Below are 24,870 nucleotides of genomic sequence, written 5' to 3'. Positions count from 1 at the left end.
TGCGGATGCGACGAGCGCGAGCGCGCACCCCACCCGCTAGCGTCGCCGCATGAGCACCGCCGCCGCCCGCAGCCCCCGCGTCGCCATCGTCGGCGGCGGCCACAACGCCCTCGCCGCCGCCGCGTACCTCGGCCGCGCGGGCGTCGACGTCACGGTGCTCGAACGGCTCGAGCACGTGGGCGGCGCCGCGGTGTCGGCCCAGGCGTTCGCGGGCGTCGACGCCCGCCTGTCGCGCTACTCGTACCTCGTGAGCCTGCTGCCGCAGCAGATCATCGACGACCTGGGGCTCGCCGTGCCGCTCGCCCGCCGCCGCTACTCGTCGTACACGCCCGTGCCCGGCAGCGACGCCGGGCTGCTCGTCGACGAGCAGGACGCCGACGCCACCCGCGCGTCGTTCGCGGCGATCGGGGCAGCCGACGACGCCGACCGGTTCGCCGACCTCTACCGCCGCACGGCGCTCGTGGCCCAGGCGGTGTTCCCGACCATGACCGAGCGACTGCCGCTGCGCGCCGACGTGCAGGCGCGCGCCGGCGCCGCCTCAGCGTGGGCGGAGCTCGTGGATGCGCCCATCGCGCACGCGATCGAGGCCGCGGTGTCGCACGACGTCGTGCGCGGCGTCGTCGCGACCGACGCGCTCATCGGCACGTTCGACGACCTCCGCACCGGGTACGCCGGCAACCGCTGCATGCTCTACCACGTCGTCGGCGGCGGCACCGGCGACTGGGACGTGCCGATCGGCGGCATGGGCCGCGTCTCGGGCGGCCTCGCCGACGCCGCCCGCGCGGCCGGCGCCCGCATCCGCACCGGCGCGACCGTCACGGCCATCACGCCCGACGGCGACGTCACGTGGGTCGAGCGCGACGAGGAGCACCGGGAGGGCTACGACCTCGTGCTCTCGGGCGTCGCCCCCGCCGTGCTCGCGCGCCTGCTCGGCGAGGATGCGACGCAGCCCGAGGGCGCGCAGGTGAAGGTGAACATGGTGCTGTCGCGCCTGCCGAGGCTGCGCGGCGGCATCGCGCCCGAGGCGGCGTTCGGCGGCACGTTCCACGTGCACGAGTCGTGGTCGCAGCTCGACGCGGCGCAGCGCGTGGCCGCCGCCGGCGGCATCCCCGACCCGCTGCCGTGCGAGATCTACTGCCACACGCTCTCCGACCCGTCGATCCTGTCGCCCGAGCTCGCCGCATCCGGCGCCCACACACTCACGGTCTTCGGGCTGCAGACGCCCGACCGCATCCTGGGCGACGCCCGCCCGGGCACGCCCGCGCACGACGCGCTGCGCGACCGGCTGCAGGATGCGGTGCTGCGGTCGCTCGACGCCGTGCTCGCCGAGCCCATCGCGCCGCTGCTGCTGCCCGACGCCGACGGTCGGCCGTGCATCGAGACGAAGACGACGAGGGACATCGAGGATGCGCTCGCGATGCCAGGCGGCGACATCTTCCACGGCGCGCTGTCGTGGCCGTGGCTCGACGAGACGCCCGGCTCGGTCGCCGAGGCGTGGGGCGTCGAGACCGCGCACGACCGCATCCTCATGGCCGGCTCCGGCGCACGTCGGGGCGGCGCCGTGTCGGGCGTCGGCGGCCACAACGCCGCCCACGCGGCGCTGGAGCTGCTCGGCATCTGACGCCGGCGGGCAGTTCTCCCCACCGCGCGTCCAGCCAGCCGCGGATAGGTTCGGGATCGAGCCCAAGCCCCTGGCGTGCTGACGGCCGATCCGTCGTCCCCATGAAGCACCGAGGAGCCTGAAGCATGGCCATGACCCTGCCCGGCGAGCTCGTCTGGGTGCTCGACCTGCTCGGCTTCGAATGGCCGCAGCTCGACGAGGACGCCATCAACCAGGCGGCGCACATCATGCGCCAGTTCGAGGACGACCTCAACAGCGCGATCGACGCCGCCGACGCCAACGTGCAGGACGCGTACGCCTCGGTCACGGGATCGTTCGCGAAGGCGCACGCCGACGCGTGGGACGAGGAGCGCTCGGGCAGCATGCGCCAGCTCTCCGACCTCATCGGCCCCGCCGCGACGGGCGTCGACCTGTTCGCCGACGCCGTCGTCGCCCTCAAGCTCAAGGTCATCGCCGAGCTCGTCATCACGGCAGCGCAGATCGCCGTCGCGATCGCCTCGGCCGTCGTCACCTTCGGAGCCGGTGCCGCCGTGCAGGCCGTCATCCTCGTCGCCCGCAAGAAGGCGATCGACATCGTGACCGACCTCATGATCGACGCCGCCGTCGGCCAGATCCTCGAGCTGGTGATGGATCCGCTGCTGTCGATCGCCGAGCCGCTCATCGAGGCGACGATGGACCTGCCCGTCGTGCAGGGCGCCGTCGGCGAGGCCGAGGCGCTCATCCTCGACCTGCAGGCCCTCGATCGCGCATCCTCGGGCATGGAGGCGACGGGCGACGACGTCGACAGCCTCGGCCAGGAGTTCGTGGCGCAGATCATGTCCCTCCAGTTCTCGACCGCCTGATGGGAACGGTGACCACCTGATGGCCAGGAGCAAGCTCGACGGCGCCGCGGACACCGTCAAGGACCAGCTGCGCGAGACGTTCGAGCGCATCGCGAGGCTGCACCGCAAGCGCGCCCGCGACCGCGCCCGCAAGATGCACGACGACGCCGAGGCGATCCGCGACCTCGACCGGTTCGACCACCTGCCCGACTCGCTGCGCGACGTGCACGCGGCGGGCAACGGCAACCGCCCGCACCCGAGCACGTACTTCTCGCAGGACGATCTCGACGATCACGTGTCGCGCTTCGAGCACGGCGGCACCCGCTTCATGCCGCGCTCCGACTACGACGAGTACGGCATCACGCATCGCGACTCGACGAGCTTCATCATGTCGGCGAGCGAGGTCGACGACATGATCGCGCAGACCGGCGGCGATCCGGCCCTCATGGAGCAGGCGCTGGGCCTCACCCCCGGCACCCTCGACGGCGACCTCGTGCGCGTGGACGTGCCGAGGCCGGGCGACCACGGCATCCGCATGCCCAGCGGCAACGAGTCGGGCGCGAACCCGCAGTGGCTGCCGGGCGGCCTGACGCCCAGCAACATCTCCGAGGGCGTCATCGACGCCGGAGGTATGGTCGAGGGCACCGACTTCACCGTCGACGACTTCCCCCCTGGAGGCTGACGCCATGAGCATCCGGACGCCCTTCGTGTCGCGAGCGCGGCTCTTCACGCTCGGCATCGACGACGAGACGGGCCGCGGCTTCCTGGCGATCCCCGTGAGCATCGGCGCGATCGACACGCACGAGCGCTACGCGCTCACGCCCGAGCAGCTCGAGCGGTTCCTCGCCGACGAGGATGCGGCCGGCGACTTCGCCGACGAGTGCCGTGCCCGCGAGCACGACTCGCTGCTGCTGGGCGAGCAGGGCTGGCGGCGCGGCACGCCCATCGCTCCCCCGCCCGCGGGCACGCCCCTGCCGCCGCGCCCCGCGCGGGCCCCCGCGGCTCCGCGCACCGACGCTGCCGACGCCATCCGCGCGTCCGAGCCGCCCGCCGGCACCTGGTTCGGCCCCGAGCCGGGCGTCGACCTGCCGATCGTCGCGACCCCGCACCTCCGCGAGCTCGCCCCGCTCGACGCGCGCGTCGCCGCCGTCGCCGCGGCAGCGCGTGCCGGCGACCTCTCCGGTCGCGAGGCGCTCGTCGACCTGCTCCACGACGCGAGCGACGACATCCTGCTCGAGACGCGGCTGCAGGCCCAGCGGCTGCTCGTGGTGCTCGCGCGCGACGAGGACTTCGCCGATCCCACGACGTTCCGGTACCTCGACGACGCGCCCGAGGAGCTGCTGCACGACGTCGCCGGCCTCGGCCGCCGCATGCAGGCCCGGTCGGCGATCGACGTGCTCGTGCGCGTGGGCCGCGGCCACTGGCGCGATCAGGACGTGCGCCGCAGCATCATCCCGAGCCTGCTCATGCTCGTCGACCGCAGCGACGACGAGCGCCGCGAGGAGCCGACGCTCGTGAGCCTCGCGAAGTCGGCGCATCGCACGCTGCAGGACGAGTCGGCGACGTACCTGCTCAGCGGGCAGCCGTGGTCGCCGCGGCCCGCGATCGAGCGGATGCGGGCGGGCGCGATCAAGGCGCACGCGTCGGGCTCGCGCTCGGCGACGTGGTTCCTCGCGCCCGACCTCTCGCTGTGGAGCGGCATCCCCGGCCCCTACCTCAAGGACGTCGTGCTGACCGACGACGACCTCGCAGCCGTCGTGGGCTGGGCGGATGCGCTCGACGCGCTGCCGTGGGTGGCCGGTCGCAAGTACGTCCACGGCCACGACGTCGACGGCGGGCCGTCGCTGCGCTGACGCGCCCCGCGGGCGCTGGGCGTCAGGCCCAGACGCTCGGGTGGTCGGCCTTCGCGCCGGGCAGCGCCGACCAGTCGGCCCACGTGCGGATCTCGTCGGGCACGGGGTGGTTCGCCTCGAAGTCGTAGTCGCAGGCGGCGCTCACGACGTCCATGCGCACGGCGCCGACGCCGCGCTGCACGAAGCGGCCGCGCACGACGGCGCGCGCCATCACCTGGCCCTTCGCCACGAACCGCTGCTCGATGTAGCAGCTGCGCTCATCCGCGCCCACGAGTCGCGACTCGAGCGTGAAGGCGTGCAGGAAGCCGATCGAGCGGCGGTAGGCGATCGACTGCTGGCCGACGACGGCGTGGATGCCCGCCTTCGACAGGCGCGCGGCGATGCCGGTGCGCTTCGTGAGGTCGATGCGGCCGAGGTCCATGAACGACAGGTACCGACCGTTGTTCATGTGGCCGAGCAGGTCGATGTCGACGAGGTGCACGCGGTAGTCGATGCGGCTGACCTCGTCGATCGCGAGGCGCGGCGCGCGGTTGCCGCGGACGAGCATGGCGAGCAGGAACCGCAGGAGCATGTGCATGGCTCCCATCCTCGCGGGCGGCGGCTGGACGGTGCCAGTCGCTGCCGGTCGGGCACAGGCGCGGCGCCTCCGGCGGGTGCGCGCCTTGTCGGCGCTCGCTACTCGCCGCGCGACTCGTCCATCGAGCGCCACCGGTCGGGCGTGACGCGCAGCACGACGATGCTCGGATCGCCCTCGAGCCAGCCCTCGGCGAACTCGGCGCCCTTCGCCTCGCCGAGGCTGCGGCGCGACATCGACCGCACGAGCGCGGGCAGGTCGACCGACTCGTCGAGCTCCACCGGGCCCTCTCCCGCGACGAAGCGGTAGGGCGCGTCGTTCGTGAGCGCCGTGACCCAGGCGCGGCCGGCGCCGAGCATGACGCGGGCCTTCTCGGACGCGCGCGGCGTGACCATGAGCACGCTGCGGTCGCGCGCCTCGATCCAGATCGGCACCGCGACGCTCTCGCCGTCGTGGCTCGCGGACACGACCGCCACGGTCGCCTCCGACAGGAACCGCCAGCGATCGGCGAGCGGCATGGTGAGTGCGGACACGGGTCTCCCTCTCCTCGGCTGCGTCGCCGCGTCGGGTGGGCGGCGTCGCGTCGCTCATGCCAACGCCGAGCCCATCGCTCGGCTTCCCCGACGCGTCCAGCGGCGCGCCCTATCCTGGGCTCATGGCAGGGGTCGAGGTGCGAGCGGCGACGCGCGACGACGTCGACGCGCTCGTGGCGCTGCTGCAGCGCTGGGGCTCCGACGACGAGCCCGACGAGAAGGTCGTGCGGTACCGCGAGCGGCTCGCGTGGAACCTCGACAACCCCACGCACCACGTGCTGGTCGCGGTCGCCGACGGCGAGGTCGTCGGGTACGCCGCAGCGCAGGACTATGGCCCCGCGCTGCGCCAGGAGCGGTCGATCGCGCGCATGCACGACCTGTGGGTCTCGCCCGCGGCGCGCGGCCGCGGCGCCGGCACGGCGCTCTTCGAGGCCGTGCGCGTGTGGGCCGAGCGCGAGGCGCGCATCGGCATGCTGCAGTGGCAGTCGAGCGAGGTCGCGGTCGACTTCTACCGCACCCTCGGGCTCGAGTCGGATGCGGCGGATGCGCCCGCCGACTTCGCGCTCGCCGTGCACCTGCCGGGCCGCGACGACGCCTGACCTCTCGTCCGCTCCCTGAGGTGCGAACGAAGTGAGCCTCGAAGGGTCACGACCGATGCGTCCTCGCTGGGATCGACGCCGGACGCGCGCTTAGCGGCGGCGGAAGATGAGCAGCGCCGCGACGCCCGCGACGGCGAGCACGACGCCGCCCGCGGCGGCGAGGAACGGCGTCGGGTTCTCGTCGATGCGGCGGCGCGTGCGCTCGGCGACCTTCGCCGGGTTCACGCGATCCTCGATCTCCTCGAGGGCGCGGCGCAGCTCGTCGCGCTGGCGGTCGACGTCACGCTGATCGGTCATCGCAGGTCTCCGTCCGTGCGGGTGGTGCGCGTGGGCAGGTCGTCGAGCGGCGAGGTGCCGTCGGCGGCGTGGCCGAGGCCGCGCACCATGTTCACGTCGTCCTTGATGGAGTCGAGCGAGTCCATCTCCTTGAAGGCGGCGCCGCGCTTGAGCAGCGGGATGCCGATCAGCACGAGGATGCCGATGACCACGAGCAGGCACGCGGCGGTGAGCAGCGCGGCCGCCCATTCGGCGAACAGCAGCTGCCACAGGCCGTTGACGGCCGCGAGGAGCCAGCCGAGCATGAAGATCGCCATGACGCCCGCGACCGCGAGGAGCGCGCCGCCGATGCCGAGCTTCGCGACCTTGCCCTTGACCTCCGACTGCAGGTTCTCGAGCTCGGCGCGGAACAGGTTCACGACGAGCGTCGGCACCTCCGCGAGCAGCTCGGGGAGCGACCGGCGCTCGGCCATCACGACTCCTTCGGGCGACGCGTCGCCTTGCGGATGGCCTTCGTCGCAGCGTCGGTCGCGGCGTCGACGACCTTGGGCGTCTGCGTCTCGACGAAGTGCTGCACCTCGGCACGCGGCTTCGCGACCGCCTTGGAGTTCCACAGCTTGTCGGCCGTGGAGGCGATCTGCTCGTACCGCTGCCTGCCGGCCTTCGCGCCCAGCACGTAGCCGACGCCGAGGCCCACCACGAAGAGGATCCTGCCGCGCATCACGTCTCCTGTCGTCTTCGGAGTCGAGGGCGTTGGAGCATCCCCCGACCGTCCAACCCTAGCGACCGCGAGCCTCGTGCGGACTGGGCATTCCCCACCCCTTGACCTCGCGTGCCGCAGCGGGCATGCGCACGCGAGGATCCGTCGCAGGGCGGATGCGGACTCCCAGACGGATGAGCCATCCTCGTCGCATGGACGACGCGCGCGAGCCCCAGACGCCGACGGCGCCCGCCCCGATCGGGGAGGACGCCGTCGCAGCCGTGCGCAGCCTGGGCCACGCCTACCAGATGGTGACGCGCGCCTCGGGCGACAGCCACAGCGCATCGCCCTCGCGCACCGCGAACGCGTCGTAGAACGCATCCATGTTGCGCACGATCTGGTTCGTGCGGTGCTCGTTCGGCGAGTGCGGGTCGATCGACACGAGGCGGATGGCCTCCTCGGTGCGGATCTTCAGCTGCCACGCCTGCGCCCACGACAGGAAGAAGCGCTGCGCGCCGTCGAGCCCGTCGATGATGGGCGCCTCGGCACCGTCGAGGTGCCGCAGGTACGCCTTCCACGCGATGCCGAGGCCGCCGAGGTCGCCGATGTTCTCGCCGATCGTGAGGGCGCCGTTGACGTTGTGGTCGGGCGCGGCTGCGGGCGACAGCGCGTCGTACTGGGCGATGAGCACGCTCGTGCGCTCCTCGAAGCGCGCGCGATCGTCCTCGGTCCACCAGTCGCGCAGGCGGCCGTCGCCGTCGTAGCGCGAGCCCTGGTCGTCGAAGCCGTGGCCGATCTCGTGTCCGATGACCGCGCCGATCGCGCCGTAGTTCGCGGCCGGGTCCGCCGTGTGGTCGAAGAACGGCGGCTGCAGGATCGCGGCGGGGAAGACGATCTCGTTGAAGCCGGGGTTGTAGTACGCGTTGACGGTCTGCGGACCCATGAACCACTCGTCGCGGTCGATGGGGCGGCCGATCTTGCCCAGCTCGCGGTCGTGCTCGTGCGACGCGGCGGCCTGCACGTTCGCCACGAGGTCGTCGCCGACCTCGAGCGCCTCGTACGTGCGCCAGCGCACGGGGAAGCCGATCTTCGGCGTGAACCGCTCGAGCTTCTCGAGCGCCGCCTCGCGCGTCTCCGGGCTCATCCACTCGAGGGTCTCGATGGAGGCGCGGTACGCGGCGACGAGGTTCGCGATGAGCTCGTCCATCGCCGTGCGCGCGTGCGGCGGGAAGTGCCGCTCGACGTAGACCTTGCCGACGATGTCGCCCAGGGCGCCCTCGACGAGCGCGACGCCGCGCTTCCAGCGCGCGCGCTGCTCGAGCGCGCCCGTGAGCGCGGTGCCGTAGAACGCGAACGCGTCCTTCGAGATCGTCGTCGTGAGGTACGGCGCCCACGCGCGCACGATGCCGGCGCGCAGCCACGAGCGCCACGCGTCGAGGCGCTCGGGCACGAGCAGCGTCGCGACGCCCTCGAGGTACGACGGCTGGTGCACGACGACCTCGCGGTACGCGTCGGCGGGCGACTCGACGGCCTCGAACCACGGCGCGAGCCACTCGTACGTGTCGACGAACGGCTGCAGGTTGTACGTCTTGACGCTGTCGCGCGACGTCACGCGGTCCCAGTGGTGCGTGGCGACGTCGGTCTCGAGCGCGAGGATCGCGGAGGCCTCGGCCGCCGCATCCGGGCGCTCGACGTGCCCGAGCATCGTCTGCAGGTGCGCGAGGTACTTCGCGCGCGTCTCGGCGAACGACTCCTCGCGGTAGTACGACTCGTCGGGCAGGCCCAGGCCGCCCTGCACGACGTTGACGACGTAGCGCTCGGGGTCGCCCGGGTCGTTGTCGACGTACTGGCCGAAGAGGCCGGGACCGCCGATGCGCTCCATGCTCGCGACGACGCGCAGCAGGTCGTCGGTCGTCTCGATGCCGTCGACCTGCGCGAGCAGGTGGCGGATGGGGTCGATGCCGCGCGCGTCGATCGCCGCCTCGTCCATGAACGACGCGAACAGGTCGCCGACCTTGCGCTGCTCGGTGCCGGGCTCGGCGTCGGTCGACTCCTCGATGATCGTGCGCACCGCCTGCTCCGCCTCCTCGGCGAGCACGGCGAACGATCCCCAGCGCGCCTTGTCGGAGGGGATGTCGGTGCGCGCGAGCCACTTGGCGTGCACGTGCTGGAACAGGTCGTCCTGGGGGCGGATCTCCGGGCTGAGCTCGGCGATGTCGATGCCGGATCGGGCAGCAGTCATGCGCCGAGTCTAGGAGCGGCTCCCTGGCAGTGCCGTGCCTCCCGAGACGGCGACGGCCTCGCGCATCGCCTGCTTCGTCGCGTCGATCGAGCGGCCCATCTCCTGCGCGAGGCGGGGTGCGGATGCGACGAGCCGGTCGAGGGTCGGCAGCGGCACCGACAGGGTCGTCATGACCGACTGCACGACCGTCGAGGCGATGGCCGGCTCGCGCGTGAGCGCCGTCTGCCCGATGGCGGCGCCGCGCTCGGCGGTGCCGATCTCGAGCAGCGCCGCGCCGTTGGCGGCGACGACCTGCGCGCGGCCGTCGACGACGAAGCGCACGGTGTCGGGCACGACGCCCGACGGCTGCACCGTCTCGCCGACGCCCCAGCGCTCGAGGCGCGCGTGCTCGGCGAGCAGCGCCCTGCCCCCCTCGTCGGCGAACAGCGACGGTGCGACGTCGGCGATGGCGCGCTCGAGCACGCCCGGCTCGGCGATCGGGTCGGTCGCATCCCCGTCGAGGGCGAAGCCACGGCGACGGGCCGCGTACCAGAGCCAGCCGAGGAAGGTGCTCGTCGCGGCGCCGACGAGGCCCGGGCCCTGCACGGGCAGCGACACCGAGAAGCCGCCCTTGCCCGAGTACGACGCCGTGGGCGTCTCGCCAGGCACGAGCATCGGCAGGCTCGACGCCACGTGCACGAGCAGCGCGACGACCTCGTGCGGCGGATCGTCGGTCGAGAACGCGACGTCGACGGCTGCGTGATGCGGCCCCGCTGGCCGCGAGCGGTTCGTGAACGACGCCCCCGCGAGCGTCGAGTTCGGCACGATCTGGATGCCCGAGCCCGTGTCGATGTGGCTCGCGCGCCAGTTCACCTCGACCACGCGGCCCGAGACTCCTGCCGCATCGAGGTGGTCGCCGATCTGGAACGGCTGCTCGAACAGCAGCAGCAGGCCCGAGATGACGCCGCCGACGGCGTTCTGCAGCGCGAGGCCGATGACGATCGACGTGACGCCGAGCGCCGTGATGAGGCCGCCGACGTCGGCGCCCCACACCCACTGGAACAGCAGGCCGAGGCCCACGACGACGAGCACGAGCCTGGCGATCTCGATGAAGATCGTCGGGATGCGCTGCCGCCACGACCCCTCCTCGGCGTGCGAGAAGAGCGCGACGTTGAACGCCGACAGCACGAGCAGGATGACGAGGAAGCCGAGCACCGTCGCGACGATGCGCACCCACACCTGGTCGGCGGGCGACTGGAACGCGAACGCGAGCAGCGCGAGCAGCGCCGCGACCGGCACGACCCAGTTGCGCAGGAAGCGCAGCGGCTTCGCCGCCGCGTGCCCGCGCCGCTGCAGGTGGTTCACGACCTCCGTGAGCACCACGAGCACGATGGGCACGCCGATCGCGAGCGCGACCGCCCAGCCGAACCAGTCGGCCGCGAGCACGTCGTCGATCATCCGACCCTCCAGACGGCCTTGGCCGTGCCCGCGACGTCGACGCTGCCGACGTTCGTGAACTCGACGGTGTCGCGCAGGCGGTCGTGCACGGCGTCGCTCACGTAGACGCCGGGCTCGCCCGTGACGGTGCGCACCTTGTACGCGAGGCTCACGGCGTCGCCCCACAGGTCGTAGGCGAGGTTCGTGCGCGCGACGAGGCCGCTCGTGACGGTGCCGGTGTCGACGCCGGCACGCAGCGCGACCTTCGTGCCGTGCTGCGCGTTGAAGCGCTCGACGACGGCGCGCATCTCGATGCCGAAGTCGACGGCACGGCGCGCATTGTCGACGCGCGGCACCTGCAGCCCGACGCTCGCGAGGTAGCCACCGCGCAGCGTGCGCACCTGCTCGACGCCCGCCTTCGTCGCCGCCTCGTCGAATCCACGGGTGAGGAAGTTGAGCTGCCCCATCTCCTCCTCGAGCCCGAGGCCGCGCGCGTGGTCCTCCCAGCCGACGAGCTCGGCGAACAGCACCGACACGTTCTCGTGCCGCTCGGCGATCGCCTCGTCGCCGCCGTCCTTGAGCCGCTCGGCGACGGAGTCGGGCATGAGCGTGCGCATGAGGCGTGCGTTCTCGTCCTGCTGCTGGTCGATGAGGTCCTGCTTGAGCCTGAGGCTCGTCGCCATCTCGTTGAACGCCGTGCCGAGGTCGCCGAACTCGTCGCGCGAGCGCACGGGCACCTGCACCGTGTAGTCGCCGCCCGCGACCTGATGCACGGCGGTCACGAGCTTGTTGATCGGACGCGTGAAGACCTGCGCGAGCAGCAGCGACACGATGCTGACGAGCAGCAGGAGGCCGAGGATCGACAGCACGACGGTGCGCGTGAAGTCGGCGACGGGCGCGAACGCCTCGTCGGCGTCGATGCGCGCGACGATGACCCAGTCGAGGCCCTGCAGCTCGATGGGCGCGTAGGCGACGAGGCTCGCGCCATCGCGGTAGTCGGCCATCTCGGCGACGCCGTCCTCGCCGCGCAGCGCCGCCTCGACGCCGTCGTCGTCGACCGGCTGCAGCAGCACGGTCGACTCGTCGGCGACGACCTGCTCGGCGACGCGCGTGGGCGTGCCCTGCGACACCACCTGGTCGACGTAGCCCTCCGGGTCCTCGACCAGCAGACGCGAGGCGCTGCGCATGAGGCCGTCGGCGCCGGCGACGTAGACCTCGCCCGTCTCGCCGAGCCCCTGGTCCGCCCATCCCTCGTTGCCCGTGAGCACCGCATCGATCTGCGCGCTCGGCACCTGCACGGCGAGCGCGCCGACGAGGTTCGTGCCGTCGCCGACGGGCGAGACGATCCACGACGTCGACGCGCCGAGCGACGGCAGGTACGCCTCGAAGTCGGTCGTCGCGAGGGCGTCGAGCGATCCCGACGACAGCACCTCGTCGAACGCCTGCGTGAGCGCGGAGCCGCCGAAGACGGTGCCGCGCATCGAGAGCCCCATGTCGACGCTCTGGTACGCGGAGTACACGACCTCGGCGTCGAGGTTGAGCAGCAGCAGGTCCTCGTAGCCGAGGGTGTCGACGAGGCCCGTGAGGTACGGGCCGTACTGCGCGTTCGCTGCCGACCAGTCGCTGCCGTCGCCCGCGTCGTGGTCCTGCAGCGCCGCGTCGAAGTCCTCGAGCCCGCGCGTCGCCGTGTACTGCGACTGGATGTACCTGCCGGCGTTCGTCGCGGGCAGGAACGCGTCGGCCGAGTACGTCTCGCCCGTGCGCTCCTCGAGCGCCGGGATGTACCGCTCCTCGTAGAACGCGGTGAGCGCGGCGTCGTCCGCGGCATCGAGGGGCTGATCGCGCAGGGCGTCGAAGCCGGCGTCGAACGCCTGCAGCGCCGCGAGGGTCTGCGCGTTGCGCGAGTCGACCTCGACGGCGGTCTGGATCGCCGCGAACTCGCTCTCGAGCGCCTCGCCGCGCAGCTCGCGGATCGTCGTCAGCTGGTCGTAGGCGGCGGCCTGCAGCGACGCCCGGCCGTTCGTCACGCCGATGACGCCGATCGCGATCGCCGACACGAGGCTCACGACCAGCAGCATCACGAGCAGCTTGGCCTGCGTGCCGAGCGAGAGCCCGCGTCGGCGGCGCTGCGCGACCGGCTCGGACGTGGTGGACAGGGCATCGCTCATGCGCACGCTCCGAGACTGGTGACGAATCATCTTCACCCTGCGGGGTACAGCGATGCTTGGCAATGGCTGTGACCGATTCGTAACGCGCTCGACCCGTGCGCGACGCCGCGCCCCACGGATCCGGCTCCCCAGCCAGCTGGTCGAGGAGGCCGCAGCCGAAGGCTGCAGCCGTCACGAGACCACGCGACCTGCCCGCTCGACGCGACCATGCGCATGGCTGGCCAGGAGCGGCGCTCGCGTGGTCTCGTGACGCGTGCTCGCCTGGCGGCTCGCGCGCTCCTCGACCAGCTGGTGGGGGGCTACGCGCGCTGCGCGGCGCCCTCCCCCTCGACGAGCGCATCCAGCTCGGCCTCGACGTCGTCGGAGGCGGCGAGCTCGACGTCGTCGGAGCCGCCGTCCTTCGCGAACACCGCCGCGATCGACGTGAGCACGGCGTAGACGCCGATGAAGACGCAGAGGATCCAGGGGCTGCCGCCGCCGAGCTCCACGAACACGACCGCGAGCAGCGGCGTGAGGCCGTTCGAGAAGATCGAGCCCACCTGGTAGCCGAGCGAGACGCCCGAGTAGCGCAGGTCGGTCGGGAACTGCTCGGCGAACCACGCCGCCTGCGGGCCGTAGATCGCGTCGTGCAGCACGTTCATGCCGACGAGGAACACGAGCCACACGAGCGCGAGCGGGCCGTGGTCGAGGAAGGCGAAGAACGGCCAGACGGCCACGCCGATGCCGATCGCGGCGCCGATCGCGATGCGACGGCGGCCGATCCGGTCGCTCAGCCAGCCCCACAGCGGCGTCGAGATGAGGCTGATCGCGCCCACGATGAGCAGCGACTGGATGCCGATCGCCGAGTCTCCCCGCGCGTTCGTGAGGTACGTGAGCGAGTACACGGTGAGGATCGAGAACCACGCCGGCTGCACGAGGCGCAGGCCGATCGTCACGAGCACGCCGCGCGGGTGCCGCTTGAGCACCTCGAGCACCGGGTAGCGGCGCACCGCGCCCGCCTGCTTGATCTGGCGGAACTCCGCAGCGTCCTCGACGCCGAGGCGGATGACGAGGCCGATCACGACGAGCACCGCCGAGAAGAGGAACGGGATGCGCCACGCCCACTCCTGGAACGCCTGGGTGCCGAGGATGCCCTGCACGCCCCAGATCGACGCGGTCGCGAGCAGCAGGCCGCCCGCCGAGCCCATCTGCGTGAAGGAGCCGAAGAATCCGCGGCGCCCGGCCGGAGCGTGCTCGACCGACAGCAGCGCCGATCCGCCCCACTCCGCGCCGGCCGACAGGCCCTGCGCGAGACGCAGCACCACGAGGGCGACGACGGCCCAGATGCCGATCTGCGCGTACGTGGGCAGCAGGCCGATGAGCAGGGTCGCGATGCCCATGAGCAGCAGCGAGCCGACGAGCAGCTGCTTGCGGCCGATGCGGTCGCCGAGGTGGCCGGCGATGATGCCGCCGAGCGGGCGGGCGAGGAAGCCGACGCCGTACGTCGCGAACGACGCGATGAGGGCGACGGCGGGCGTCGTCTCGGGGAAGAACGTCGCGCCGAACACGAGGGCGGCGGCCTGCGCGTAGAGGTAGAAGTCGTACCACTCGATCGTGGTGCCGACGAGGGATGCGGCGAGCACACGGCGGCGGCGCTGCTGCGTCGTGCGCTCGGGCGTCGCGCTGGTCGTCTGGGACATGGGGGGCTCCTGCGGTCGGGTCGCAGGCCACCGAACCCTGATGCAACGCGTGACGCAACGCGGTCGTGTCGCACGACGTCACACGCCGTCACGCGACGTGACGCGGGCTCGGGCCTTCGGCAGGCTGGGCGGGTCGCGCGAGCGCCGCGCGAGGAGGAGGAGTCGTGCCCGATCGCCCGCCGCTGCGGTACGCAGCGTTCGTCATGGACACCGTCTCGCACATCCAGCACGGCCTGTGGCGGCATCCCGACGCGCAGCAGCACCGGTTCGACGAGCTCGACCTGTGGGTCGACCTCGCGAGGACGCTCGAGCGCGGCGGCTTCGACGCCATGTTCTTCGCCGACGTCGTGGGCCTGTACGGCCCGGCGGGCGGCGACTACACGCTCAACGCGCGCGAGGGCCTGCAGATCCCCAACGGCGACCCGTCGGTGCTCATCTCGGCGCTCGCCGCCGCGACCGAGCACCTGGGCTTCGCCTTCACGTCGTCGGTGCTGCAGGCGCACCCGTTCGAGTTCGCACGCCGCGTCTCGACGCTCGACCACCTCACGAAGGGTCGCGTCGGCTGGAACGTCGTGACGAGCGCCCTCGACGGCGCCGCCCGCAACTTCGGCAGCGACCGGCTCGAGGAGCACGACGAGCGCTACGTGTGGGCGCAGGAGTACGTCGACGTCGTAACGAAGCTGTGGGAGGGGTCGTGGGACGACGACGCGTGGCGCGCCGACAAGGCCGCCGGCGTCGTGTCGGACGCGGCCGGCATCCACCGCATCGACCACGTCGGCACGCGCTACTCGGTCGCCGGACCGCACCTGTCGCGGCCGTCGCCGCAGCGCACGCCCGTGCTGTTCCAGGCCGGGTCGTCGGTCGCCGGCCGCGCGTTCGCGGCGCGCAACGCCGAGGCCCAGTTCATCCTGTCGTCGACGCCCGAGAAGACCGCCGAGCTCATCGCGTCGACCCGCGACCAGGTGGAGGCCGTGGGCCGCGCCCGCGACGACATCCGCTTCTTCCTGGGCCTCGCCTTCGTGATCGGGTCGACGGAGGAGGAGGCGCAGCGGAAGTCGGCCGAGATCGACGAGCACCTCTCGCCCGACGGCTTCCTCGTGCACTCGAACCTCGGCTTCGACCCCGAGACCGGCGCGCAGCTCGACCCCGACACCCCGCTGTCGCAGGTGAGGACGCAGACGAACCAGTCGCACCTGCAGTGGCTGCAGGAGGCCGCGGGCGACCGCGAGCCCACGATCCGCGACCTCGCGGCGCTGTCCGCCCGCATCCGCTCGCGCGTCGTCGGCACGCCCGAGCAGATCGCCGACCAGCTCGCGACGTGGCAGGACGCCGGCGTCGACGGCATCAACGTGATCAACTGGACGATCCCCGGCTCGTTCGAGGAGTTCGTCGACCACGTCATGCCCGTGCTGCGCGAGCGGGGCCTCGCCGAGGCGCACCCCGAGACGCCCGGCACCCTGCGGTCGCGCATCTTCGGCCACGACCAGCTGCCCGCGTCGCACCCGGCGCGGCAGTGGCGCGGAGCGTTCTCGTGACCGTCGTCGGCGGGCTCGTGGCCGACTCGATCGTCGACCGCTTCGCGCCGCTCATCGAGGAGGTGCGCGCCGGAGCCGTGCAGCGCGAGCTCGACCGCGAGCTGCCGATCGACCTCGTGCGCAGGCTCGCGGATGCGGGCGTCGGGCGGGTGCGCCTGCCCGTCGCCGATGGCGGACTCGGAGCATCCATCGCCGAGTCGGTCGCGCTCACGATCGCGCTGTCGGCGGCCGATGCGAACGTCGGCCACCTGCTGCGCTCGCACGCCGGATTCGTGGAGCTCGTGCTGCGGCGCGGGCCCGGGGCGGAGCGGGATGCGTGGGTGTCGCGCATCGCGGGCGGTGCACTCGTGGGCAACGCGACGAGCGAGCTCACCGGCACCACGTTGGCCGACATCTCGACGCGGGTGTCGGTCGGTGCTGACGGCGCATGGCGGCTCGACGGGCGCAAGTTCTACTCCACCGGCACCCTCTACTCCGACTGGGTCTACCTCGCGGCCGCCGACGGCGACGCGCGCGTGACGTTCGCGGTGCCGACGGATGCGCCCGGCGTCGAGATCCGCGACGACTGGGACGGCTTCGGCCAGCGCGCGACGGCCTCGGGCACGACGGTGTTCGACGGCGTGCCCGTGGACCCCGACGCGTTCGCGACGTACGGCGCCGGGCCGCTCACGCACATCCAGGCGTTCTACCAGCTGCACCTCGTGGCGGTGCTCGCGGGCATCGCCGAGGCCGTCGTGCGCGACGCCGGCGACTTCGTGCGGCCGCGGTCGCGGTCGTACGTGCACGCGAACACGGCGCGGCCCGCCGACGACCCGCAGGTGCTCGAGGTCGTGGGGCGGCTGTCGACGACGGCCTTCGCGGTGCGGGCGGCGGTGCTCGAGGCGGCGAGGGCGCTCGACGTCGCGGCGGCGTCGGCTGCGCCGGGCGCTGCGCTCGACGCGCGGCTGCTGGAGGAGGCGGAGATCGCCGTCTACCAGGCGCAGGTGCTCGCCACGGATGCGGTGCCGGATGCCGCGACGCGGCTGTTCGAGATCGGCGGAGCGTCGGCGACGGAGCGCACGCGCGCGCTCGACCGCCACTGGCGCAACGCCCGCACCGTCGCCTCCCACAACCCCGCGAACTTCAAGGCGCGCACGATCGGCGCGTGGGAGGTCTCCGGCACGGGCCCCCTGGGCGTCTGGCACCGCTACGAGACGGTGGGCCCGACGGCGTTCTGACCCTGACTGGTCATAGTTCCCGTCCGACTGGTCACAGTTGCACCGAAACTGCGACCAGTGTGGTGCAACGGTGACCAGTCATCAGGCGCGGGCACCCGGGCATAGCCTCGACGGGTGAGCCAGGCCACCGCATCCCGCGACGAGCGGCGCAGGCTCGACCGCGACATCGTCGCCCTCGCGCTGCCGGCGCTCGGCGCGCTCGTCGCCGAGCCGGCGTTCCTGCTCGTCGACACCGCGCTCGTCGGCCACCTCGGCGCCGCGCAGCTCGCGGGCGTCGGCGTGGGCGGCGCCGTGCTGCACACCGCCGTCGGCCTGCTCATCTTCCTCGCCTACGGCACGACGCCCGCCGTCGCGCGACTGCTCGGCGCCGGCGACCGGCCGGGCGCGATCCGCGCAGGCGTCGACGGCATCTGGCTCGCGATCGTCGTGGGCCTCGCGCTGCTCGCGGCGATCCCGCTCGCGCATCCGCTCGTCGCGCTCTTCGGCGCCGCGGGCGACGTCACCGAGCATGCGGCGACGTACCTCGGCATCTCGATCCTCGGACTGCCGGCGATGCTCGTCGTGCTCGCCGCGACGGGCCTCATGCGCGGTCTGCAGGACACGCGCACGCCGCTCATCGTCGCGGGCGCGGGGTTCACGGCGAACGCGATCCTCAACGCCGTGCTCATCTACGGGCTCGGCCTGGGCGTCGCCGGCTCGGCGATCGGCACCGTGATCGCGCAGTGGGGCATGGCGGCGTTCTTCCTCGCGTTCTCGGTGCGCGAGGCGCGGCGCGAGCACGTGTCGCTGCGCCCCTCCCTCGCCGCCGTCGGCCGCGTCGCGGGCGTGGGCGTGTGGCTGCTCGTGCGCACGCTGTCGCTGCGCGTCGCGCTCATCGCGACGACGGCCGTCGCGACGCGACTCGGCACCGACGTGCTCGCGGCGACGCAGGTGGCGTTCGCGCTGTTCTCGACGCTCGCGTTCGCGTTGGATGCCCTCGCCATCGCGGGGCAGGCGCTGGTCGGCAAGGCGCTCGGCGCGGGCGACGCGGCGCTCGTGCGGCGCATCACGCGCAGGCTCGTGCGGTGGGGGCTCGTGGGCGGCGCGGCCCTCGGCGCCATCCTGCTCGCGCTCGCGTGGGTCGTCGGCGGAGCGTTCTCGTCGGATCCTGCCGTCGTCGGCATGCTGCCGTGGGCGCTCGTGCCGCTCGCGGTCGCGCAGCCGATCGCGGGCTTCGTGTTCGTGCTCGACGGCGTGCTCATCGGCGCCGGCGACGTGCGCTACCTCGCGTTCACGGGCCTCGTGAACCTCGCGCTCTACCTCCCGCTGCTGCTGCTCGCGCTGCTGCCGGCCGTGCCGCACGGATCCGCGGCCCTCGCCGTGCTGTGGCTCGCGTTCTCGGTCGGCTACCTCGGCGCCCGCGCCCTCACGCTCGGGCTGCGCGCACGGTCGGATGCGTGGATGGTGCTGGGCGCGACGCGCTAGACCGGCGCATCGTCAGCCGCGCCGCGTAGCGTGCCCGCATGCCCCCGCTGCGCCTGCTCGACGCCGTGCTGCTGCTCGTGCACGACGACGACACCGGCGCGCGACTCGTCTCGGATCGGGTGTGGGAGCGGTTCCTCATGGCCGTGGCGATCGTCGAGCTCGTCGTCGGCGGCGCCGCGCGGCTCGAGCCCGCGCATCCGCAGGGTCCGCCGATCGTGCGCGCGACGGGTCGGCCAGCTGCCGATCCGTTGCTCGCCCGCCTGCTCGCAGACGCCGACGGGCGTGACCTGCCCGCGGCGACGAAGGGGCACGACGGGTTCCTGCCCGGCATGCGCGGCCTCGTCGACGAGCTCGTCGAGGCGCGGCTCGAGACCCTGGCAGCAGCGGGGATGCTGTCGAAGGAGCAGGTGCGCGTGCTCGGCATCCCCGTGCGCAGCGACTGGGTGGCCGGGCCGCGCGCCGACGTCGAGCAGCGCCTGCGGATGCGGATGCTGCGCGCGATCGACGCACCTGCGCAGGCCGACGACGACGTCGTGCTGCTCTTCGCGCTGCTGCACCCGACCGGATCCCTGCCCGCGATCCTGCCGATGGTCGACCGGCACCGGCTCGTCGTCGACATCGGTGCGATCGTGAGCCGCACGTGGCTGGCGCAGACGATCTTCCGGCTCACGTACGTGCCGGGCAACCGGTTCAACCCCTGGCTCTACACCTGAGTCAGACCGCCGCGTCGCGTCGGCGGAACGCCGCGAGCGCGACGCCGAGCGCCACCGCCGCGCCGCCGAGCATCCACCACGACGCCGTCCAGTCGGGGTCGGTCGCGAGCGGGTTCGCGAGATGGTGGAAGGGACTGACGTCCTGCAGCCAGTCCCAGTCGTCGCCGAAGAGCGGCGCGAGCTCGCCGACGAGCATCGGCACGACGAGCAGCAGCCAGCCGAGCCAGGCGCCGACGCCCGGCAGCACCGCCACGAGCAGCGCACCGACCGCGAGGTAGAGCCCCAACGCCGGCAGCATCGACGCCGCGATCGCCACGACCGTGCCGGTGCGCGCGGCATCCGACGACGCGAGCGAGACGGATGCGGCGGCGGCGAACGCCGTCATCACGAGCACGCCCGCGACGAGCGCGACGGCGAGCGTCGCGCCGAACCAGCCGAGCCGCGACGTGCGGGTGGCGAGCACCTGCTCGCCGTGCGCGAGCTCCTCCGTGCGCATGCGCGTCGCGCCCTGCAGCACGGCGGCGCACGCCACGAGGGCGACGATGCCCGTGAGGGCGTGCACGAAGGTGTCGATCGTGTCGTCGGCGGTGCCGCCGAGCGCCTGCACGAGCGCGAGCAGCGTCGGGTTCGCCTCGAAGGCGTCGGCGGCGACGGGCGCGACGCGGCCGATGAAGAGTCCCACGACGACCGCGGCGGCGATCCAGCCGATCGCTGCGCCGCGATGCAGCCGCACGGCGAGGCCGAGCGAGGTGCCGAGCAGCGCGTGCGCCGTGGCACGGCCGCCCCGCTCGCGCACGAGCGAGTCGCCGAGCTCGCGGCGCGACTCGAGCGCCACGACGACGGCGCCGAGCGCCAGGAGCAGCGGTGCGAAGAGCGCGAGCGGCGTCCACGACGGCGCCCAGCCAGCGCTGTCGGACGGGTCGGCGAACGGATGCGTCTGCGTGATCCAGCCGATCGGCGACAGCCACGACGGCCACGCCGAGGCGACGTGCGCGAGGTCGTCGCCCGCGTCGGCGAGCGCATCCCCCACGCCGCGCACGACGAAGGCGGCGCCGGCGATCGCCGCCGCGAGCCCGTTGGCGCCGCGCGACGACGGCATGACCTGCGCGGCGAGCAGCCCCACGAGCACGAACGCGACGCCGGCGAGCAGCACGCCGAGCGCGACGAGCGCCGACCCCTCGGCGGGGAGGCCGATCGCGAGGGATCCGGCGAGCAGCCCCGCCGACACGATCGCGACCTCGATCGCACCCGTGATCGCCGTCGCGACGAGCGGCGCGAGCCGACCGGTCGGCGTCGAGCGCACGAGCTCGGCGCGGCCCGCATCCTCGTCGCCGCGCGTGTGCCGCACGGCGAGGAACGTCGCCATGAGGGCGATCGCGACGCCGAGGTACGCGAGGGTCGACACCACCATGACCGCGCCGAGGCTCGTGCCGGCGGGCGCGCCGCGCAGCATGCGCAGGCTCGGATCGGCGGCGATGAGGGCGACGAGCTCGGAGCGGGCCTGCGCGTCGAACGACGAGCCGAGGCCCGCGCCGACCGACGCCCAGAGGCCGGCGAAGAGCACCGTCCAGAGGACGAGCGTGAGGCGGTCGCGCCGCAGGTGGGCGGCGACGAGGAGGCCGGTGCCGCGGAGCATGTCAGGGCTCGGGTGCGTCGATGCGGGCGTGGCGGCCGTGGGGGTGGTCGGCGTCGGACGGCTCTGCGGGGGCACCTTTCGAGGCTCGCTCCGCTCGCACCTCAAGGAGCGGTTCTGGGAGCGGCCCCGCCGAGGGCGAGTCGGACGAGGATGAGCCGCCCGACTCGGCGACAGGGCCGTAGTGCCGCAGGAACAGCTGCTCGAGGCTCGGCGGCTGCATCGTGAGGCCCGGCAGCGTGCGCTGCGCCGCCCACGCGAGGAAGGCGGGCACCGCCTCGGGCGCGAGCGACCCGACCACGCGACCGCCGCGCGTCGCGACGTCCGCGAGCCCCGGCGCGTCGGCATCCGCATCCGACCCCTCCCACGACACCTGCGTGTGCGACAGGTGCCGCAGGTCGGCGAGTGAGCCGGCCTCGACGATGCGGCCGGCGCGGATGATCGAGACGCGCGAGCACAGCTGCTCGACCTCCGAGAGGATGTGGCTCGACAGCAGCACCGTCGCGCCCTCGTCGGCGACGCGGCGCACCTCGGCGCGGAACACCTCCTCCATGAGCGGGTCGAGGCCGCTCGTGGGCTCGTCGAGCACGTACAGGTCGGCGGGCGTCGCGAACGCGGCGACGAGCGCGACCTTCTGGCGGTTGCCCTTCGAGTACGCCGTGCCCTTCTTCGTCGGGTCGAGGTCGAACGCGTCGAGCAGGCGCGCCCGGTCGCGTGCGGGCGGCCGCTGTCCGCGCATGCGCGTGAGCACGTCGATCGCCTCGCCACCCGTGAGGCTCGGCCACAGCGTGACGTCGCCCGGCACCGACGCGAGGCGCTCGTGGATGCGCGTCGCATCCCGCCACGGATGCATGCCGAGCACGCTCGCCTCGCCGCCGGAGGCGCGCAACAGCCCCAGCAGGATGCGGATCGTCGTCGACTTGCCGGCCCCGTTCGGGCCGAGGAATCCGTGGATCTCGCCCTGCTCGACCGTGAGGTCGACGCCGTCGAGCGCGACCGAGCGGCCGAACCGCTTCTCGAGAGCCTTCGTCGCGATGACGCTCATGAGCGCGATGCTACGCCCGCGCCGGCGGCGCGCAAGGGCCTCCCCGGCGGGATGTCGTCAGCCGTGCACGAGCTGCTCGCGCACCTCGTCTGCGAGCCGCTTCGCCTCGGCGAGGCTGAGCCCCAGCTCGACGCGCACCTGCTTGATCGCCTCGATGTGCCGACCGTCGCGGATGAGGTCGACGACCGCCGGCGACACCGGGTACGGCCACGCCTGCTGGGCCGGCGCCGTCGCCGTGCCGTTCGGCGCCTGATAGCCCTGCTGCACGAACAGCCAGTCGATCTGCTGCTCGAGCTGCGCGATGCGCTCCCGCAGCGGCACCACCGCGCGTGCGACCGCCGCATCCACCTCATCCGTCATGCCGCCCACCGTAGGGGTGCCCGGTGGAAGGATGGTGGGATGCGCGAGACGGTGCGGTGGCGGAACGCGGTGTTCGCGGTGTTCTTCGCGATGGGCTTCGGCTTCGCGTCGCTCGCCGCCCGGTTCCCGACGGCGCGCGACATGCTCGACATCTCCGTCGACCAGCTGGGCCTCGCCCTCCTGGGCATCTCGGTCGGCTCGATCACGGGACTCGCGACCGCGAGCCACGTCATCGCGCGGCTGGGCACGCGCGTCGTCATGGTGACGGGCGCGTCGATCATCGGCGTCGGCCTGTGCGTCGCCGGTTGGGGCGTCGAGGCGCGCAGCATGCCGATCCTCATCGGCGGCCTGCTCGTGACGGGCCTGTCGACGGGCATCACCGACGTCGCCATGAACCTCTCGGGCGCCGCGAACGAGCGCGCCATCGGCCGCGCCATCATGCCCGTCTTCCACGCGTTCTTCTCGTTCGGCACCGTCGCCGGCGCCGGCTACGGCGCGCTCGGCGAGGCGACCGGCATCGGCATCGGGCCGCAGATGACGATCTACCTCGTCCTCGTCGTGGGGCTCGCCGCGGTCGTGCGTCCGCACCTCGTGCAGCAGCCCATCCAGCCCGAGGACCACGTGGGCTTCAAGGAGCGCCTGTCGGTCTGGACGGATGCGCGCACGTGGCTCATCGGCGGCCTCGTGCTGGGCATGGCGCTCACCGAGGGGTCGGCGAACGACTGGCTCACGCTGCTCATGGTCGACGGGCACGACTTCGACGAGGTCGGTGCCGCGCTCGCGTTCGCGCTGTTCCTCACGGCCATGACCGCCGGACGCCTCGCAGGCGTGCCGCTCATCGAGCGCTTCGGCCGGGTCGCGATGCTGCGTGCGACCGCATCCCTCGCCGCCGTCGGCCTCGTGCTGGTGATCGTCGTCGACCATCAGGTCGTCGCGCTTATCGGCACCGCGATGTGGGGCCTCGGCGCCTCGCTCGGCTTCCCCATCGGCATGTCGGCCGCCGCCGACGACGCCCGCATGGCCACGGCCCGCGTCGGCGCGGTCGCGACGATCGGCTACGTCGCCTTCCTCGCCGGCCCTCCCCTGCTCGGCTTCCTCGGCGAGCACCTCGGCCTGCGCGACGCCATGTGGGTCGTGCTCGCCTTCGTCGTGCTGTCGCTGCTCACCTCCGCCGTCGCGCGCGAGCGCGGCACCGCATCCGGCGCGCCCGACCCCGCGGTCGAGGCGCGGCCGTAGGGCTCTCGCGGCTCGGCGAGCGCTCGCACGCGGGTACCGTGGTCGGGTGCGTCTCGTCATCGCGAACTGCTCCGTCGACTACACCGGGCGGCTCACCGCCCACCTCCCGCTCGCCACGCGCGTGCTCATGCTGAAGGCCGACGGCTCGCTGCTCGTGCACTCCGACGGCGGCTCGTACAAGCCGCTCAACTGGATGTCGCCGCCATGCGTCGTCGAGACGTCGGAGCCGACCGAGGACCAGGCGTCGGCCGGCGTGACCGCGCTGTGGACCGTCACGCACCAGAAGACCGGCGACGCGCTCGTCGTGCGCCTCCACGAGGTGCACTCGGACACGTCGCACGAGCTCGGCATCGACCCGGGCCTCACGAAGGACGGCGTCGAGTCGCACCTGCAGGCGCTGCTCGCCGACCAGATCGAGCTGCTCGGCGACGGCCACGAGCTGTGGCGCCGCGAGTACATGACGCCCATCGGCCCCGTCGACATCCTCGCGCGCGACGCGGCGGGCGCGACGGTCGCGGTCGAGATCAAGCGCCGCGGCGGCATCGACGGCGTCGAGCAGCTGACCCGCTACCTCGAGCTCATGAACCGCGACCCGCGCATCGCCCCCGTCTCGGGCGTCTTCGCCGCGCAGGAGATCGCGCCCCAGGCGCGCACGCTGGCCGAGGATCGCGGCATCCGCTGCCTCGTGCTCGACTACGACCAGATGAAGGGCATCGAGAGCAAGCGCCCGACGCTGTTCTGACGCGCCCTGCGCCCGGGTCGATTGCGTATTGCAGGCGATTCCGGGTCTTGAGGGGAATCTTCCCTCGAGAGGCGGAATCGCCTGCGAAACGCAATGCTCCGGATGGGGTGGTTGCGTTTTGCAGGCGATCAGGGGTGGCAGAGGGGTATCTTCCCTCTGCCCCTGTTGATCGCCTGCGAAACGCAAGCAACCCGAGCGCAGCGCCTCAGTCGCGCGACGAGTACGGCGCCACGTGGTCCGGGATCGAGACCGGCGACGTGGTCGGCACCGCATCCTCCCGCGAGGCGTAGGGCGCGACGTGGTCGGGCGTCTCGTGATGCTCGACGTCGCCGCCGAAGTCGTGGTCGTCGAACGGCGGGCGAGCGCCCTCGGTCATGGCGGTGGTGGTCTGCGTGGCGTCGTCGGCACTCATGGATCGCACGCTACGCCCGCATCCTCGGGGC

General features: G+C 73.0%; 24 protein-coding genes. 11 read left to right on the top strand and 13 right to left on the bottom strand.

Going from position 1 to position 24,870, the window contains the following annotated elements; all coding sequences use genetic code 11:
• Positions 1–49 precede the first annotated feature (49 nt).
• The 4 genes from BLQ67_RS09295 (at position 50) to BLQ67_RS09280 (ending at position 4,295) form a co-directional block, all read left to right on the top strand.
• On the top strand, positions 50–1,621 hold the full coding sequence (locus tag BLQ67_RS09295) for a phytoene desaturase family protein (RefSeq protein WP_092504465.1): 1,572 nt from the start codon (positions 50–52) through the stop codon (positions 1,619–1,621).
• Positions 1,622–1,746: 125 nt separating this feature from the next.
• Positions 1,747–2,463, top strand: a complete 717-nt coding sequence (locus BLQ67_RS09290; protein WP_092504463.1) for a WXG100-like domain-containing protein — start codon at positions 1,747–1,749, stop codon at positions 2,461–2,463.
• Positions 2,464–2,482: 19 nt separating this feature from the next.
• Positions 2,483–3,124 carry a hypothetical protein gene (locus tag BLQ67_RS09285; RefSeq protein WP_092504461.1) on the top strand — a complete coding sequence of 214 codons (642 nt, stop codon included), beginning with the start codon at positions 2,483–2,485 and terminating at the stop codon, positions 3,122–3,124.
• A 4-nt stretch (positions 3,125–3,128) separates the two neighbouring features.
• A complete protein-coding gene (locus tag BLQ67_RS09280; RefSeq protein WP_092504459.1) occupies positions 3,129–4,295 on the top strand; it encodes a hypothetical protein in 1,167 nt (388 codons plus the stop codon).
• 22 nt (positions 4,296–4,317) lie between these two features.
• On the opposite strand, the gene BLQ67_RS16400 is transcribed toward BLQ67_RS09280, so the two are convergent.
• Both BLQ67_RS16400 and BLQ67_RS16395 read right to left on the bottom strand, forming a co-directional pair.
• Complete coding sequence (locus BLQ67_RS16400) at positions 4,318–4,872, bottom strand: thioesterase family protein (protein WP_157674766.1); 555 nt, start codon at positions 4,870–4,872, stop codon at positions 4,318–4,320.
• A gap of 98 nt (positions 4,873–4,970) precedes the next feature.
• The gene (locus tag BLQ67_RS16395; RefSeq protein WP_157674763.1) at positions 4,971–5,402 is read right to left on the bottom strand and encodes a pyridoxamine 5'-phosphate oxidase family protein; all 432 of its coding nucleotides are present in this window, start codon (positions 5,400–5,402) and stop codon (positions 4,971–4,973) included.
• A 122-nt stretch (positions 5,403–5,524) separates the two neighbouring features.
• Here BLQ67_RS16395 and BLQ67_RS09270 point away from each other — a divergent pair, with 122 nt between their 5' ends.
• Positions 5,525–6,001: a GNAT family N-acetyltransferase gene (locus BLQ67_RS09270; protein ID WP_157674760.1), complete on the top strand. Its 477-nt coding sequence runs from the start codon at positions 5,525–5,527 to the stop codon at positions 5,999–6,001.
• Positions 6,002–6,091: 90 nt separating this feature from the next.
• Here the strand turns inward: BLQ67_RS09270 and BLQ67_RS09265 are convergent, their stop codons facing one another.
• From BLQ67_RS09265 to BLQ67_RS09235, 7 genes are all read right to left on the bottom strand, one after another.
• Complete coding sequence (locus tag BLQ67_RS09265; RefSeq protein WP_092504453.1) at positions 6,092–6,298, bottom strand: DUF3618 domain-containing protein; 207 nt, start codon at positions 6,296–6,298, stop codon at positions 6,092–6,094.
• Positions 6,295–6,750, bottom strand: a complete 456-nt coding sequence (locus BLQ67_RS09260) for a phage holin family protein (protein WP_092504451.1) — start codon at positions 6,748–6,750, stop codon at positions 6,295–6,297. The genes BLQ67_RS09265 and BLQ67_RS09260 overlap by 4 nt, the downstream gene beginning before the upstream one ends.
• Positions 6,750–6,998 carry a hypothetical protein gene (locus tag BLQ67_RS09255; RefSeq protein WP_092504449.1) on the bottom strand — a complete coding sequence of 83 codons (249 nt, stop codon included), beginning with the start codon at positions 6,996–6,998 and terminating at the stop codon, positions 6,750–6,752. Before BLQ67_RS09255 ends, BLQ67_RS09260 begins: the two co-directional genes overlap by 1 nt.
• Before the next feature lie 280 nt (positions 6,999–7,278).
• Entirely contained in the window at positions 7,279–9,219 is a 1,941-nt protein-coding gene (locus tag BLQ67_RS09250; RefSeq protein WP_092504447.1) for a M13 family metallopeptidase, read from the bottom strand.
• Between the two features lie 9 nt (positions 9,220–9,228).
• The gene (locus BLQ67_RS09245) at positions 9,229–10,656 is read right to left on the bottom strand and encodes a mechanosensitive ion channel domain-containing protein (protein WP_197674590.1); all 1,428 of its coding nucleotides are present in this window, start codon (positions 10,654–10,656) and stop codon (positions 9,229–9,231) included.
• Complete coding sequence (locus BLQ67_RS09240) at positions 10,653–12,803, bottom strand: adenylate/guanylate cyclase domain-containing protein (protein ID WP_092504445.1); 2,151 nt, start codon at positions 12,801–12,803, stop codon at positions 10,653–10,655. Before BLQ67_RS09240 ends, BLQ67_RS09245 begins: the two co-directional genes overlap by 4 nt.
• A 299-nt stretch (positions 12,804–13,102) precedes the next feature.
• Positions 13,103–14,482, bottom strand: a complete 1,380-nt coding sequence (locus BLQ67_RS09235; protein WP_092504443.1) for an MFS transporter — start codon at positions 14,480–14,482, stop codon at positions 13,103–13,105.
• Positions 14,483–14,646: 164 nt separating this feature from the next.
• Here BLQ67_RS09235 and BLQ67_RS09230 point away from each other — a divergent pair, with 164 nt between their 5' ends.
• The 4 genes from BLQ67_RS09230 to BLQ67_RS09215 all read left to right on the top strand — a co-directional run bounded on the left by BLQ67_RS09230 (position 14,647) and on the right by BLQ67_RS09215 (position 19,411).
• Positions 14,647–16,017 carry an LLM class flavin-dependent oxidoreductase gene (locus tag BLQ67_RS09230; protein ID WP_092504441.1) on the top strand — a complete coding sequence of 457 codons (1,371 nt, stop codon included), beginning with the start codon at positions 14,647–14,649 and terminating at the stop codon, positions 16,015–16,017.
• Positions 16,014–17,234: an acyl-CoA dehydrogenase family protein gene (locus BLQ67_RS09225; RefSeq protein WP_092504439.1), complete on the top strand. Its 1,221-nt coding sequence runs from the start codon at positions 16,014–16,016 to the stop codon at positions 17,232–17,234. Before BLQ67_RS09230 ends, BLQ67_RS09225 begins: the two co-directional genes overlap by 4 nt.
• A gap of 114 nt (positions 17,235–17,348) precedes the next feature.
• Positions 17,349–18,698, top strand: a complete 1,350-nt coding sequence (locus BLQ67_RS09220; protein ID WP_231945011.1) for an MATE family efflux transporter — start codon at positions 17,349–17,351, stop codon at positions 18,696–18,698.
• Positions 18,699–18,736: 38 nt separating this feature from the next.
• A complete protein-coding gene (locus tag BLQ67_RS09215; RefSeq protein WP_092504437.1) occupies positions 18,737–19,411 on the top strand; it encodes a GPP34 family phosphoprotein in 675 nt (224 codons plus the stop codon).
• 1 nt (position 19,412) lies between these two features.
• Here the strand turns inward: BLQ67_RS09215 and BLQ67_RS09210 are convergent, their stop codons facing one another.
• Genes BLQ67_RS09210 through BLQ67_RS16390 form a run of 3 tightly spaced genes read right to left on the bottom strand, consistent with a single transcriptional unit; the run spans position 19,413 to position 22,449 of the window.
• Positions 19,413–21,047, bottom strand: coding sequence for an ABC transporter permease (locus BLQ67_RS09210; protein WP_157674757.1), 1,635 nt, complete (start codon positions 21,045–21,047; stop codon positions 19,413–19,415).
• 1 nt (position 21,048) lies between these two features.
• Complete coding sequence (locus BLQ67_RS09205; RefSeq protein ID WP_092504433.1) at positions 21,049–22,089, bottom strand: ABC transporter ATP-binding protein; 1,041 nt, start codon at positions 22,087–22,089, stop codon at positions 21,049–21,051.
• A gap of 57 nt (positions 22,090–22,146) precedes the next feature.
• Positions 22,147–22,449: a hypothetical protein gene (locus tag BLQ67_RS16390; protein ID WP_157674755.1), complete on the bottom strand. Its 303-nt coding sequence runs from the start codon at positions 22,447–22,449 to the stop codon at positions 22,147–22,149.
• A 39-nt stretch (positions 22,450–22,488) separates the two neighbouring features.
• On the opposite strand from BLQ67_RS16390, the gene BLQ67_RS09200 reads away from it, so the two are divergent.
• Both BLQ67_RS09200 and nucS read left to right on the top strand, forming a co-directional pair.
• A complete protein-coding gene (locus tag BLQ67_RS09200; RefSeq protein WP_157674753.1) occupies positions 22,489–23,685 on the top strand; it encodes an MFS transporter in 1,197 nt (398 codons plus the stop codon).
• A 46-nt stretch (positions 23,686–23,731) separates the two neighbouring features.
• The gene (nucS, locus tag BLQ67_RS09195; RefSeq protein ID WP_092504429.1) at positions 23,732–24,427 is read left to right on the top strand and encodes an endonuclease NucS; all 696 of its coding nucleotides are present in this window, start codon (positions 23,732–23,734) and stop codon (positions 24,425–24,427) included.
• 205 nt (positions 24,428–24,632) lie between these two features.
• Here the strand turns inward: nucS and BLQ67_RS09190 are convergent, their stop codons facing one another.
• Entirely contained in the window at positions 24,633–24,839 is a 207-nt protein-coding gene (locus BLQ67_RS09190; RefSeq protein ID WP_092504427.1) for a hypothetical protein, read from the bottom strand.
• Positions 24,840–24,870 lie beyond the last annotated feature (31 nt).

It is taken from the genome of Agrococcus jejuensis, from assembly GCF_900099705.1.
In the GTDB taxonomy this organism is placed as follows: Bacteria; Actinomycetota; Actinomycetes; order Actinomycetales; family Microbacteriaceae; genus Agrococcus; species Agrococcus jejuensis.
Note: the sequence above shows the minus strand (reverse complement) of the source record. Positions and strands in the feature narration are given on the sequence as shown.